Annotated in this window: 11 protein-coding genes and 2 pseudogenes; 7 read left to right on the top strand and 6 right to left on the bottom strand. The window is 53.2% G+C overall.

The features are described from left to right. Nucleotides 1-349: pseudogene (locus tag DXXMK7_RS23005) on the bottom strand (hypothetical protein); the annotation flags it as partial. A gap of 296 nt (nucleotides 350-645) precedes the next feature. Here DXXMK7_RS23005 and DXXMK7_RS03835 point away from each other — a divergent pair. The 3 genes and pseudogenes from DXXMK7_RS03835 to DXXMK7_RS03825 form a co-directional block, all read left to right on the top strand. Next, nucleotides 646-1,095: pseudogene (locus DXXMK7_RS03835) on the top strand (transposase); the annotation flags it as partial. A 391-nt stretch (nucleotides 1,096-1,486) separates the two neighbouring features. Then, on the top strand, nucleotides 1,487-1,873 hold the full coding sequence (locus DXXMK7_RS03830) for a thioesterase family protein (protein WP_038917935.1): 387 nt from the start codon (nucleotides 1,487-1,489) through the stop codon (nucleotides 1,871-1,873). Between the two features lie 773 nt (nucleotides 1,874-2,646). Further along, on the top strand, nucleotides 2,647-3,429 hold the full coding sequence (locus DXXMK7_RS03825; RefSeq protein WP_038917934.1) for a transporter substrate-binding domain-containing protein: 783 nt from the start codon (nucleotides 2,647-2,649) through the stop codon (nucleotides 3,427-3,429). Between the two features lie 226 nt (nucleotides 3,430-3,655). On the opposite strand, the gene DXXMK7_RS03820 is transcribed toward DXXMK7_RS03825, so the two are convergent. After that, nucleotides 3,656-4,684 (bottom strand): alpha/beta hydrolase, encoded by a 1,029-nt coding sequence (locus tag DXXMK7_RS03820; protein WP_038917933.1) that lies wholly within the window; start codon nucleotides 4,682-4,684, stop codon nucleotides 3,656-3,658. 189 nt (nucleotides 4,685-4,873) lie between these two features. Further along, nucleotides 4,874-6,088, bottom strand: coding sequence for an MFS transporter (locus DXXMK7_RS03815; RefSeq protein ID WP_038917932.1), 1,215 nt, complete (start codon nucleotides 6,086-6,088; stop codon nucleotides 4,874-4,876). A 381-nt stretch (nucleotides 6,089-6,469) separates the two neighbouring features. Here DXXMK7_RS03815 and DXXMK7_RS03810 point away from each other — a divergent pair, with 381 nt between their 5' ends. Next, a complete protein-coding gene (locus tag DXXMK7_RS03810) occupies nucleotides 6,470-7,360 on the top strand; it encodes a LysR family transcriptional regulator (protein WP_038920802.1) in 891 nt (296 codons plus the stop codon). Between the two features lie 187 nt (nucleotides 7,361-7,547). Further along, entirely contained in the window at nucleotides 7,548-7,889 is a 342-nt protein-coding gene (locus tag DXXMK7_RS23245) for a zinc ribbon domain-containing protein (protein ID WP_197724580.1), read from the top strand. 36 nt (nucleotides 7,890-7,925) lie between these two features. Here the strand turns inward: DXXMK7_RS23245 and DXXMK7_RS03800 are convergent, their stop codons facing one another. The 3 genes from DXXMK7_RS03800 to DXXMK7_RS03790 form a co-directional block, all read right to left on the bottom strand. Further along, nucleotides 7,926-8,858, bottom strand: coding sequence for a nucleoside recognition domain-containing protein (locus DXXMK7_RS03800; RefSeq protein ID WP_038917931.1), 933 nt, complete (start codon nucleotides 8,856-8,858; stop codon nucleotides 7,926-7,928). 408 nt (nucleotides 8,859-9,266) lie between these two features. Continuing rightward, the gene (menC, locus tag DXXMK7_RS03795) at nucleotides 9,267-10,379 is read right to left on the bottom strand and encodes an o-succinylbenzoate synthase (RefSeq protein ID WP_038662055.1); all 1,113 of its coding nucleotides are present in this window, start codon (nucleotides 10,377-10,379) and stop codon (nucleotides 9,267-9,269) included. Between the two features lie 28 nt (nucleotides 10,380-10,407). After that, nucleotides 10,408-11,622 (bottom strand): MFS transporter, encoded by a 1,215-nt coding sequence (locus DXXMK7_RS03790; RefSeq protein ID WP_038917930.1) that lies wholly within the window; start codon nucleotides 11,620-11,622, stop codon nucleotides 10,408-10,410. A 182-nt stretch (nucleotides 11,623-11,804) separates the two neighbouring features. Between DXXMK7_RS03790 and DXXMK7_RS03785 the strand changes: the two genes are divergently transcribed. Both DXXMK7_RS03785 and mltB read left to right on the top strand, forming a co-directional pair. Then, entirely contained in the window at nucleotides 11,805-12,728 is a 924-nt protein-coding gene (locus tag DXXMK7_RS03785) for a LysR family transcriptional regulator (RefSeq protein ID WP_038917929.1), read from the top strand. A gap of 90 nt (nucleotides 12,729-12,818) precedes the next feature. Beyond that, nucleotides 12,819-13,922: a lytic murein transglycosylase B gene (gene mltB / locus DXXMK7_RS03780; protein ID WP_038920800.1), complete on the top strand. Its 1,104-nt coding sequence runs from the start codon at nucleotides 12,819-12,821 to the stop codon at nucleotides 13,920-13,922. Nucleotides 13,923-14,134: the final 212 nt, after the last annotated feature.

The following is a 14,134-nucleotide window of genomic DNA, read 5'->3' as shown; positions in this document are numbered from 1 at the left end:
TCATGGTAAATTTAAAAACAAAAGATAAAAGAATTAAAGCAAGAACAAAAGGACTTCCAGTACGAGTGACTAGACCAGAGGATGCATCATATTCAACAGGTGATCCCCACAATAATGACGTTCTAATAATACAGGATAGGATTGATGTAATCATATATGTAAATATGGTAGGGTAAAAATGAAACCCATTTAGATGGTAAATGCCTGCAGATAAAAACAACACAGGTATGATGAAAAGCCTGTTCAGGGGGATTTTCCTGGGTTGTAGTGCAGAGATACCTCTTTTTAGTAAAAAAACAAAAAGAATCCACACCCATAAAGGTGTATTTGAAAATATAGTAGCAGTCATGTTTGCTCCCTCTCTTGTGCTGAACGGCATGTCTTGTGTGCAGATTACAATGACTCACCCACCGAGCTTAAACCACGCCATATTAACGACAGTAGGCAGACATATGGCAGACATCTAAGTGACAATCATCTTACAGACGTTCTAGAGCGTATATGGGAAGGAGCGAATTTGTTGAATAAATAAGATATTAGGTGATGAAGTAAATAAAAGCAGCCAAAAAATTTTGAGACTATAATTTAAATTGTGTAATTGCCTATTTTTGATATGTTCATTCCAACAATGGAGACTGGCAAACGATAGACGAAAAGAAACTCAAGGCTCTTGCGGCTGAACTGGCTAAAGGCCTTAAAACCGAAGCTGATCTCAACCAGTTTTCCCGCATACTGATGAAGTTAACTGCCAAAGCGTCACTCAATGCTGAGCTGACCGACCATCTCGGACATGAGAAAAATTCGCCTAAAACCGGCACCAACATCCGTAATGGTTACTCGTCAAAAACATTGCTTTGCGATAACGACGAGATAGAACTGAACACACCACGTGACCGCGAAAATACCTTTGAGCCGCAACTGATAAAGAAAACTCAGACACGCATCACACAGATGGACAACCAGATTTTATCCCTCTATGCCAAAAGCATGACCACGCGGGAAATCGTCGCTACCTTCAAAGAGATGCGCGATGCGGATGTGTCGCCCACGCTGATATCTAAAGTCACCGATGCGGTTAAAATACAGGTAACAGAATTGATTGATCTATTCCCTTTGCTCAGTACCGGCTGACGGCGGACAACCCGGAACGCCCAAAAAGCGGGTGAGTTCACAGAGGAAGCCCAGAAAAACATCGTAGATACTTATTTATATCCATATAACTGGTAAAAATAAAATAATCCGGGAAGCCACCCCGTTCTTCCAGTTTTATTTTAATCCCATTTTGTTGCCTTCTTTGTGCTCTGAAAACAGAGAAAATAAATCCATAACAAATACTGGCGCCACTTTATTGATAATATTTCATGACTCCCACCTGAGTCTCGCCTCGCTGTTTTTATCACATTGATACATTTTCGCATTTACTATACGGATTAAGTAATGTATATCAACAAGCCTGTTAGAGTAACAATCAGACCAGGATACAGAAATGTTTTCAAAGCATTATGAGGTTGAGGATAGCCATATCGATTTCCAGGGCGTAGTCGACGGTCTCTATTACCCATTTTATATGGAGTGGACGCGCCATGCGTTCATGAAAGAATCGCTAGGCGTTGATATTGAAGAGGAGTTCAAGCAGGGCAAAGTCTATATGGTACTTGAGTATTCTCTGCGCTTCCGTAAAAGCCTGCAAAAAGGCGATCGGTTAGAGGTTACCTGTCAGCTGGAAAAAAACGAAAAGCGCAATCGCGTCAATTTCGTTCAGCAGATTAAGGTTGATAGCGTAACGTACGCAGAAGCCACCTTTGTCGCTACTTGCCTGGTCAACGGCCGACCCTCCATGCCAGAAGCCGTGACGAATGCGCTAGCGGACTAAGCTATAGATGTTATCAAGGGCAAAATACCCGCCCTTGATAACAAAATTTCCCTTAACACAGCCGCGAACGCGCCTATAACATTGCATAATCGCGCGACACCTGCTTTTACTGCTCAGGTGGCAATGGTACCAGAACCCTGCCGGCCGAAAACAAAGGCTGTCCAGAGACGTTGCTCTCACATCTCTTTAACCAGATCACCGCACAAAACAAGCTCACGCCCAATGGCCTCAGCAGCGAACGACAGCGTGTCATTATCGCCAACGGTACAAAAATCCTTTCGCGGTAGCGACATTCGATGATTCATCATTTTTACATCCTGAAAACAAAATAATAACCATTTGTTATTATTTCACGTATAACTTAACATCAATTTTCCGGATGTGGGCTAAAGATGATGCAGTGTCTGGCGTTTTTCCTGTCTTCACTATTTATATGCCGTACGGTCTTTGTCGGTTCAGCGTCGGCTGCGCCGCTCGATTCCCGGCCGCCTTTGCTTAGTGAACGCATGCTTTTAATGACGGGAAAGGCGCCGTTTTTCTTTCCGGGCCGGTACACATCTCTATCGGAGTTACTGGCCAGCCCCAGCTGTGGTAGAGGTTGTTTTGCAACGCCTGCTAACGCGCCTTCCGGAAATGCGACCGGTGATGCCCTAATTCAGACGGAATTAACAGAGCAAACCAGCGCGGTGTCGGCTCATTTCCTATCACTGGTGATGATATGAATACCAAATATTTTTATTCATTTTTATACGGTTAAAAGAGGTGTTATTGCCATGTTCAGAAAATTTTCTCTCCTGAAAATCATTGTCATTCTTACTATTTCACCATTTGCATTTGCCAAACAGGACATAATTCGTATTGGCGTCGATTTGACTTATCCCCCCTTTCAAAGCAGGGATAAAAATGGCAATCCATCAGGGTTTGATATCGAGATAACCGATGCCATCTGTAAATCATTAAATGCAAAATGTGACTATATCGTAAACACATTCGATGCCCAGATTTCGGCTCTTCTCGCCAAAAAAATCGACGTTATTTCGCCACTGGGTGTGACAAAAAAGAGAAAGGAAGCTATCGATTTCAGCAACTATGTTTTTCATATACCAACCAGATTTGTCGCAAGGAAAGAGGCTAATCTTCTTCCACAGGTCGACATGCTGCGAGGGAAAAATATAGCGGTACAACAGGGAACTATTCAGGAAGCATACGCCAACAAACACTGGCAACCTGCTGGGGTTAACGTTAAAAGCTACCCAGATCAGGAAGCAATTTACGAAGATTTATATGCTGGGAGGGTTGAAGGTGCGCTGTGTCCATCGGTTGCTCTGACATTCGGATTTTTACAAACTCCGGAAGGTCAGGATTTTGAGTTAAAAGGCCCGGAAATAACCGATGCTGATTTGTTCAGTATTGGCTCAGCATACGGTATACGCCAGGGCGATACGGAAACAAAGCAGCTATTCAATCAGGGGTTGCAAAACATAATGAGCAACGGTGAATTTTCCCGCATCAAGAAACAGTATTTTGGCGATATCGATTTAAGCGTAAAAGAATAGCGCCAGGCGTAGTTAACCGATGACTTGGTAAATACCGCGCTATTCCTTTCCGGCTTAATCATTTCCCACTCCCGGCCACTCCGAGGCCGGGAAACAGCTAGCCACGTAGCCCCAACGCCGAACTGTTCTGGCACACTACGTTTCGACATTATTGAAATAATTTTTATGAAAAAAACCACACCGTCAGGATGTGGTTTTCTGTTAATGCAGGTAACAAACAGAGATGTTATTTCAGATTAGCTTTGAAAAATGAAGTCAATTTTGCAAATGGGATTAAATTGACACGATCATACAAATCGACATGTCCAGCCCCTGGAACAATGTACAACTCTTTTGGCTGGCCGGCACGTTTAAACGCATCTTCGCTGAATTCACGGGAATGCGCATTGTCACCGGTAATAAACAACATCGGACGCGGCGAGATCGTTTCAATATCATTGAACGGATAAAAGTTCATGAATTTCACATTGCTTGTCAGCGTAGGATGGGTGGTCAATTCTGGTGATGAGCCTTTGGGTGTAAACTCACCGCGAGGCGTACGGTAGAAATCAAAGAACTCTTTCTCGATAGGAGTTGAGTTTGCATCAATCTTATGTACCGTACCGCTGGTATATTTAGTCGGGCCACCGGTAAATTCGACATAACGTTGCTCTGCTGCCTCGGCAATGATTTTTTTGCGCTGCTCAAGCGTTAACGAATGGTGGAGCGCGTTACGGTTGGCAGACCCCATGTCATACATACTTACGGTTGCAATAGCCTTCATACGCGGATCGATTTTAGCAGCGCTGATAGCAAAGCTGCCGCTTCCGCAAATACCGAGAACGCCGATCCTGTTTTTATCAATAAACGGACGGGTGCCGAGGTAGTCTACGGCAGCGCTAAAACTTTCAGCGTACATATCCGGAGAAACGGCGTTACGCGGCTGTCCCTCGCTTTCCCCCCAGAAGGCCAAATCGATAGCCAGCGTGACAAACCCCTGCTCAGCCAATTTCTGTGCATACAGATTAGAGCTTTGCTCTTTTACCGCTCCCATAGGATGACCAACGATAATCGCCGGATTCTTGGTATTCTGCTTCATGTCTTTCGGGGTAAAAAGATTCCCCGTGACATTCATTTGATATTGGTTTTTAAAAGTCACCTTCTGCATCGTGACTTTATCACTCTGATAAAAGTTATCAGCACCATTCGACATATCCGCACCTATTGCAGAGAACGAGCTAATAATAAGCCCTAATAACATAGTAAATACTCTCATTACATTTTCCTCATTTAGAGAAACAACTAAATATGAAAAGACCTGCTCTTCAGAAGCCCTTTCAGTCAAAAAATCAGGATGGCGTTATCAATGACAAGCTGATATTTCACATCATCTTTAGGTATTCGTTGATATAGCGACTCATTTCATCGCACCGAATAAATGCAATCGCTTAATGGCGGCAATAGGTCAGCGCCGGTCCGCACGCGAGGTCAGGTACGCCAGAACGGCGGCCAACAGCAGCAAGAGTGCGCTCAGGGTGAACGTGCTACGGTAGCCGCTCATATCAAACAACCCGCCGCCAATAGTCGACCCCAATGCGATGGCAAACTGAATGATGGCTACCATCAATCCGCCACCCGCTTCCGCGTTTTTCGGCAACACTCTGGTCACCCAGAACCACCACCCCACCGGCGCAGCGGTGGCCACCATCCCCCACATGCAGAGCAATGCCGCCACAATAAAGAGCCGATCGCCAAACGCAATCAGCGCCACGGCAATCGCCGCCATTAACAAAGGAATAATGATTAACGTTTGGTAAAAGCCCGCCTTCAGGAAGGCGCTAATCAGTACGGTCCCGAAAAAACCGGAAATACCTATCGCCAGCAAAATGAGTGACAGACTGGAGACATCAACGTGAGTCACCGTTTCAAGGTACGGGCGCAGATAGGTGAACAGAGCAAACTGCCCCATGAAAAAGACGCCGCACCCCGCCATCCCCAACGCAACCAACGGATGTTTAAACAACGCAAAGACATTGCCGGAACCTTTTTCTCGCCCGCCGGCGGGCATCGCAGGAAGGCCGATCCATTGCCAGACCAAGGCAAGCAGCGCGACCGGCACCAGGCAAAAGAAAGCGCCACGCCAGCCGATCATCGCCCCCAGATAGCTGCCTAGCGGCGCGGCTACGATGGTCGCCAGCGCGTTGCCGCCATTAAATATGGCCAGTGCTTGCGGCACGCGATGAGGCGGCACAAGCCGTATCGCCGTCGCGGCAGACATTGACCAGAATCCGCCGATAGCCACCCCGATGAGCGCCCGGCCGAGCAAATAGGTCGCGTAGTCCGACGCCAGCGCGATAACGGCGCCTGAAAGCAACATCAGGCCAGTCATACCCAGCAACAGCGCCTTGCGGTTCATTCCCCCCGCCAGTGACGAAATAGACAGACTTGTCAGCACCGCCAGCGCGCCGGATATGGCAATGCCCTGCCCGGCCAGCCCTTCGCTGACCCGAAGATCAGTTGCCATCGGCGTCAGCAGGCTGACCGGCATAAATTCAGACGCCACCAGTGCGAAAACGCACAGCGTCATCGCCAGTACGCCGCTCCAGTAAGCCGGTTGCTGCCCGGTATTGTGGCGGGAAAGGGCATTCCCCACCGGGATGTCATGTACTTTCGTTGTCATAAAACGAGTTATCTCAATAGATTCCAGACGCGGAATGTCTCAGCAGATGCAATACACGCGGCGCGTTTTCACATCCGTCGCAGCGTTATTCGTTTTCTAAAACCCGATTCGCAGGCAAAGCGAACCCTGCACCGGGAAATCCAGACCGGTGATACGTAACGTATTGATGTTGATAAAGCGGACGGGTTCAGCCCCGGTAATGATGACGGTTATTCCCTGACGCGTTCGCTCCTGACGGGATACGCCCGGATTTCAGCCTCAATGCGCAGGGAATATTGTCGTCCTGAAAATGTAGAGCACATGCTATCCCTTGACTAGCTAATGAATACTTAATAAGGATATAAGTAGTGCTAATAAATCTCTGCGGAGTACACGATCATGATGAAACGCAACCTCAACGACCTGCTGTACTTCGTCACGGTGGCGCGGGAAGGTAGCTTTACCCGGGCCGCGGCACAACTTGGCGTGACGCAATCCGCACTCAGTCAGGCGATCACTGGCCTGGAGAATCGCCTGCAAATCCGGCTGCTGACCCGTACAACACGCAGCGTTTCACTCACCACCGCTGGCGAACGCCTTTTGCTGGCGATAGGTCAACGCTTCGATGAGATAGAGTCTGAACTGGATGTCCTGACGGAACTGCGCGACAAACCGGCGGGTACGGTGCGAATTACCTGCGGCGATCACGTCCTGCGAACCACCCTACTCCCCAAACTGGAGCCTTTACTGCGCGAATACCCGGACATCAACGTGGAGTTCGATATCAATTACGGCTTTCGAAATATCGTGGCGGACCGTTTTGATGCCGGGGTACGTCTGGGGGACACCATCGACAAGGACATGATTGCCGTTCCCATTGGGCCGAAGCTACGTATGGCGGCGGTAGCCTCGCCAGCCTATTTTGCCGGCCACCCCGTCCCGGAAACCCCGCATGACCTGACGGGCCACAACTGTATCAATATGCGAATGGTCAGTTCGGGAGGGCTGTATGTCTGGGATTTTGAACATCAGGGACGCCAGGTCAACGTGCGGGTGAGCGGACAGCTCACTTTTAATACCTCCACTCACATCGTCGATGCCGCGCTGGCAGGGCTGGGTATCGCCTATCTGCCGGAGAAAGAGTTCGCGCCGCACATTGAGGAAGGCCGCCTGACACAAGTGCTTGACGAATGGTGTCCCCCTTTTCCCGGCTACTACCTGTATTATCCCAGTCGTCGGCAACCTTCACCGGCCTTCTCGCTGGTTGTTGATGCTCTGCGCGTCAGCCGCTAGGACTCTGGCTGTGTCCCGCCATTGCCATCATTCCCTCACGCCGACTTGTCTTTCGTCCACACGAGTCGATGTAGCGTAATCCTGTAGTGACTTGACCCTGTAGTTTGACACTGTCGTAGCTTGACCCTGTAGTAGCTTGACCCTGTAGTAACTACAGGGTGTTGAATAGACCGCATATGGCATACCGATGATGCTTACCAACTCAGCATCAGGGCTAGCCATTCAGGTCATTCAAACAGTGAATACGGAGGTATCCATGGGTATTTTTGACAAATTATTGGGCGGTCATCATGGGAAGGGCCACCACGGGCATCATCATAACAACGAACATCATAGCTCGCATGGCAGTTACCCAACCGGGAACCACGCGGGAGTAAGTTGCCCAAACTGCCGGTCGCTCCATGCCCCCACCGCGCGGTTTTGCCAGCAATGCGGCTCATCGCTCGTACCGGCAGTCTGCCCGCAATGCAGCACTTCGGTACAGGCTGGCGCAAAATTTTGCGGTCAGTGCGGGAGCACCATCATCTGATTCCAGGCGGTGTCCCGCCATAGCGCGCGACACCACCTAAAACACCGCCACATGCAGCACCGCTCTGATCACTATACCGAACAGGGCCCCCAACGCGGCATAGCGAAACAGTCGGGTAAAACGCGAGCCAACACCCAGAAAAATGCCGATGCCCGGTAAATCAAAGGTCTGTATCAGCAGCCCGGCGGAGGCATTGATTTGACTGGCGGTCATCTTCCCCTGCTGAATCAGGTCTGACACCACGCCAAAATAAGCGGTGCCGCCCGCCAGGCATTTCACCAGCGTCGGCATCACGAAAACAGGGGAAATATTGGCCGACGCCAGCAGCGGCGAGAAAAAGCGTTCAAGCGCCGTCACCGCGCCGGCGGATTCCAGTATGCCGACAATCGTCATGGAAAGAATCAGCATCGGCACCGATCCGAGCGCCAGCCTGATGGCGTCCGCCCCGGCGCTATTAATGATGCCGATAACGCCTCTGGCCGCCGGCTCTTCGGCAGAAACCTCGCCGGAGCGCCCGCTTTCCAGCGCGGAGAGTTTGCGCCCCAGCACATGGTAGGTCAGCGCCGCTGCCGCCAGCCCGCCGATAATCGATATCACGATGGCCGCCGCCCAGTGCAGGCCAAACGGCGTCAGCGGATAAAACACGTTGCCCTGCCCCATAGCGAACACCATCGCCAGCGTCGCCGCCATATGGCGATCGGACACGCCGCGTTTTTCCATAATCGACAACGTCGCCAGCGGCGCGGCAAAACTGACAAAGTTGAGCTGAATCAGCGCAAAGGTACTCATACCGGTGAGCCCGAAGGGCTTGAGAATCGGCGCCATCCACCGAACCAGCGCATCCACGATGCCTTTCGCTTCCAGAAAACGCATGATGACCAGCATCACGACCATAATCGGCAACAGTGTATACAGCGCAACGTCAACGGAGGCTTTCCCCGATGACATGATGATTCCAATCACGTTCATGTAATGTCCCAGCACGGGTGAATCTGTCCCGGCAGGTGCCGTCAGCGGTACCTGCCGGGCTCTCAGTCCGGTTATTTTCGTGATAAACATCACAATATTCCAGAACGTTTTTCACCACATCCGGACAAACGCAGCGCCTGCCGTTATCCGACACCACGGGTGATTAAACAAGGAGAGACAAATCAGAATAAAGAACCGCTGAGGCTGCTCACCTCCCGGTAACAAGACAAGACGCAATAAAATTAATTCATACGTTGACGATCGCTAAAAAACGTCATTCCGGGACATTACACTCGGTATTGTCCCGCTATTGGTTATTGTGATTATTTTACGGCAGCGTTGCTGTACTGACCATGAACCAGCGGCTGTGGCGCCGCAACGAGCTGCCGCAGCCGCTTGCTCCGGTAATCAAAAGCGGATGGTTTCCTCTCCGTAGCAATAACGGGCATAAAGTTCCGGATTGATCTCAAAGCCGATGCCCGGCTTATCCGGCACCGCCACCATGCTGTCCTGGTCCAGCGTCACTTCCGGCAGCATGAAGTCCTGCGCCCAGTAGCGTGATGACGGAGGAATGTCATGCGCCAGCAGGAAATTGGGCAGCGTCGCCACCGCGATGTTGTGCGCCTTACCCACCGCGGTATCCAACATGCCGCCACACCATACCGGCACGCCGGCATCCTGGCAGAAATCGTGGATCAGCTTGGTTTCGGTGATGCCGCCCACCCGCGCCACTTTGATATTGATGATGCGGCCGCTGCCCAGTTCGATGGCTTTGCGGGCATCTTCCACCGAGGCAATGCTCTCATCCAGGCAGATCGGCGTCTCAATCGCCGCCTGCAACTTGCGGTGATCGACGATATCGTCGTGCGCCAGCGGTTGTTCGATCATCAGCAGGTTGAATTTGTCGAACTCACGGAACAGCGGAATATCGTCCAGCGAGTAGGCGGAGTTGGCGTCCACCATCAGCGTAATGTCGCCGAATTCGCTGCGCAGCGCCTGAATATAGGCCAGATCCTTACCCGGTTTGATCTTAATCTTGATACGGCGGTAGCCTTCCTCCCGGTAGCCCGCCACCACACGCACCAAATCCGCCGGCGTCGGCTGAATACCGATACTCACGCCGGCTTCGACCCGATCGCGCACGCCGCCCAGCTCACGCCACAGCGGCGTCTGCTTCTGCCTGGTGTAGGCGTCCCATATCGCGCCCTCCACCGCCGCCTTGGCGCAATTGTTGCGGCGCACCGGCGCGAAAATGTCGCGCACCTCGGAAGGATGGCGAATCTCGCCGGCCTGACGCAGCATCGGCACCAGAAAATCGCGCATGATGTGCCAGGCGGTAACGTTGGTTTCCTCGTTGTAAAACGGTAGTGAAATCGCCGAACAGTCGCCGTAACCCACCACATCGCCGCTATGCGCTTCCACCACGGTGAAGTACTTCTCCGTCTGAGTGGCAAAGCTGGTGGTAAACGGGGTTTTCAGCGTCATTTTCATCTGACGCAATACAATTTTGTCTATTTTCATCCTCTGTCCTTCACCTACACGTTTAACGTCAAACCTGTGCCGCCATATCGGTTTTCACCGACGGGCGCGTATGAATAGTCAGGCTCACCACCGCCGAGAACGCGGCTGCCGCCATGAGAAACAAAAACGCCGAGGGATAGCCGAAATACTCCACCATCGCGCCAATGACCAGCGGCGCGATAAACCCGGCCGCCTGACCGCCTACGTTGATCACCCCGATGCCGGATCCCACCATGCGCGAAGCCAGCACCTTGGTCGGCAGCGCCACCGCGATTGCCAGCACGAACGATTTGAAAAAGTAGGCGCAGGACTGAGCCACCACCACGGCGGTGATGGTCGACGCGCTGTACATCAGATACAGGAACAGGGCGGTCAGCAAGGCGCACCCCATCAGCATCACCCGCTCGCGGCCATCAAAGAAACGGGTCATCACCCAGCCGCCGCAGGCGGTCGCCACCCCGGCCATCACGTAGGGGATCGGCAACAGTACCCCCACCGCTTTCAGATCCAAATGGCGTTCGGTCATCAGGTAAATCGGCATCCAGGAGTCCAGCCCCTTGTTGATCAGGCTCAGACCGAACCAGACCGCCGCCAGCCGCCATAACAACGGATTTTTCATTACGTCGCGCCACTCCGCACCGCTCAGGCGTTCCGGTTCATCGGACACCCATGCTGGTTTGGCGCTGACGGTCAGGGTATATACCAGCACGAAGGCGATGCCGAACAGGCCAATCACCATGAATGCATGACGCCAGCCCAACGCCAGAATCAGCGGTGCGATCAGCAACGGCGCAATCATGCTGCCCACATAGTTGGAAGACATCAGCAGCGAGGTCATGCGCGGCTTATCACTCGGAGGGAACTGCTCCGCCGCATTCTTGACGGAAGCGGAAGGATAGGCGCCTTCCCCCACCCCGAACAGAAAACGAATCACCAGTAACGCCGTCAACGACCAGGCGATGCCGGTCAGGAACGTAAACAGCGACCACATGGCGATCGCCATCGCTACCACCACCCTGGCGCCAAAGCGATCCGCCAGCCAGCCGCCGGGCAACTGCATCAACCAGAAGCCGAAATAAAAAGCGCTCAGCACCAGCCCAACCTCGCTGGGCGACAGCGACAGCTCTTTCGCCATCTGCGTCGATCCCATACTCAGCACCACGCGATCGATAAAAGCCACGCACCAGCCGATATAAAGCAGGAACAGCACCCAATATGATTTTTTTCTCGTGTAATGCCCCATCTGTCCTGATTCCCCCTGTGTGATGTTGTCATTGCCTGAAGCCAGTGCGTTCTGCGACGCTTTTTCCCTGTGCCGGCAACCCCTCCTGATTGCATACTAGACACCCGCCATCCATACTGCTATTTCAACTTTTTCACCACCTCATTGCCGAAACGGCAAACTTCAATCATTGAGGGAGTCGCATGACCGCTCGCTATCTGCAGGACACCGCCCTGCGCTATTTTCTGGAAGTGGTGCGTTGTGGTTCCATTAGTGAGGCCGCCTTGCGACTCAACGTGGCGGGTTCCGCCATCAGTCGCCAGGTCAGTGGGCTGGAAGACCGGCTCAACACCACGCTGTTTGAACGGCGGAAAAGCGGTATGACCCCCACCGCCGCCGGAGAACTGCTGGCGGCTTACGCCTTTCGCAATCAGTTGGAAACCGAGCAAGTGACGCAGGAAATCCGGGAACTGCAGGGCTTGCGCCGCGGCGACGTACGCATTGTCTCCACGGCGGGATTTAGCCTGGATTTTATTCCGATGGCGATCGCCTCGTTTCGCCAGCATTACCCCTATATTCGTTTTCAGTTGCTGGTGGCGACGGCCGAAGAAGTGGCGCGCCGGCTGAATGAGGGCGAAAGCGACATCGGGCTGACGTTCAGTCAGATACCAACCGCCAACATTCATGTCGCCTACCGGCTGCACTCGCCGCTGGTGGCGGTGATGCAGCGCTACCATCCGCTGGCGGAGAAATCGAGCCTGCGCCTGTCGCAACTGGCGGGTTATCCGCTTGGCGTGCCGGTTCGCCACATCCTGACCCGGCGGCTGTTCGACGCCTGCTGCAGCCGTCAGGGGTTGCTGATCGATCCGGCGTTTGAAACCACCTCCATCAGCGCCCTGCTGGCATTCGCCCGTTACTGCGACGGCGTAGTCATTTCCACCGAGCTGGTGGTGCGGCAATACCTGAAGGATCACGATATGGTGGCGGTGCCGATCACCGGCCAGGATCTAAACGGACTCAACATCGAACTGAACACGCTGGCAGGCCGCACGCTGCCGAAAGCGGTTTCCGCGTTTACCGATCACCTGATTCAGATCATGGAGCAGGAACAGCAGCCGGCAGCATAACCCAACGGCCCCACAATTCGGTTTTTTCCCTATGGACGTTGCGCTACCATGACCGCCACGTTGTTTTTGACTGAATTATATGGATATCTGATGCGTCGCCTGGTTGCTGTTTTTCCGCTGTTGCTGGCGCTGTCCGCCTGCAGCAATAAATCCGCCGAGCCCACCGGGGCTGAAATTATCGGTACGCCCGCCGCCACTGCTCCCTCCGGCGGTTTTCTGCTATCCCCCGCCCACGCCGGCGGTCTGCTGACCAGCGGCGATTTCGCCAACAGCCCGGATGTGGACCGTTTCGTGGACAAAATGGTGCGGCAGTATGGCTTCGAACGGCAGCAACTGCACGACGTGCTGGCGCAGGCGCAGCGGCTGGACTGGGTGATCCGGCTGATGGACAAACAGGCGCCGTCGCCGTCAACGGCAACCCCCTCCAACATTCCCAACGGCGCCTGGCTGCGCTACCGCAAGCAGTTCATTACCCCGGATAACGTGCAGAACGGCGTGGCGTTCTGGAACCAGTATCAGGACGCGCTGGATCGCGCTCAACAGGTTTACGGCGTACCGCCGGAGATCATCGTCGGTATTATCGGGGTGGAAACCCGCTGGGGCCGGGTGATGGGTAAAACCCGCATTCTGGATGCGCTGGCGACGCTGGCCTTCGCCTACCCGCGCCGCGCCGAGTATTTCAAAAGCGAGCTGGAGTATTTCCTGCTGATGGCGCGGGAAGACGGTTTTGACCCGCTGTCGCTGCGCGGCTCGTTTGCCGGCGCGATGGGCTACGGCCAGTTCATGCCGTCGGCGTTCAAGAAATACGCAGTGGATTTCAACGGCGACGGTATTCCCAACCTGTGGGACCCGGTCGACGCCATCGGCAGCGTCGCCAACTACTTCAAATCGAACGGCTGGCAGCCTAACGGCCAGGTAGCGGTGACCGCCAGCGGTCAAACCTTCGCGCTGGAAACCGGCTTCAAGACTCGCTACTCCCTGTCGACGCTGGCGGCAGCGGGGCTGCGCCCGAGTGCCGCGCTGGGCGGCTATCAGGAAGCCAGCCTGCTGCGCCTCGACATGGGCAGCTACTACCAGTTCTGGTACGGCCTGCCTAACTTCTACGCCATCACCCGCTACAACCACAGCGTGCACTACGCGATGGCGGTGTGGCAGTTAGGGGAAGAAGTCAGAAAAGCGCGGCAGGGGTACTAAACCTGAGTCCAACTGCTGACAAACCCTTTAAGTACAGGGTGAAAGGGTTTTCCGGCGTCAAAAACTGTGCTGAGGTGGACGACTTCGCCGGGTGAGCCGCACGGATGCGGCGAAAGCCTGTGCCGCGCCGGGAGCGCGTCACAGGCGGCCCGAACAGCGAAGTCGAACGCCGAAGGTACCGCGCCAGCGGCACAGTTTAGCCACCAGCCAGT

It is taken from the genome of Dickeya sp. MK7, assembly GCF_000406305.1.
Lineage (GTDB): Bacteria > Pseudomonadota > Gammaproteobacteria > Enterobacterales > Enterobacteriaceae > Dickeya > Dickeya fangzhongdai.
Note: the sequence above shows the minus strand (reverse complement) of the source record. Positions and strands in the feature narration are given on the sequence as shown.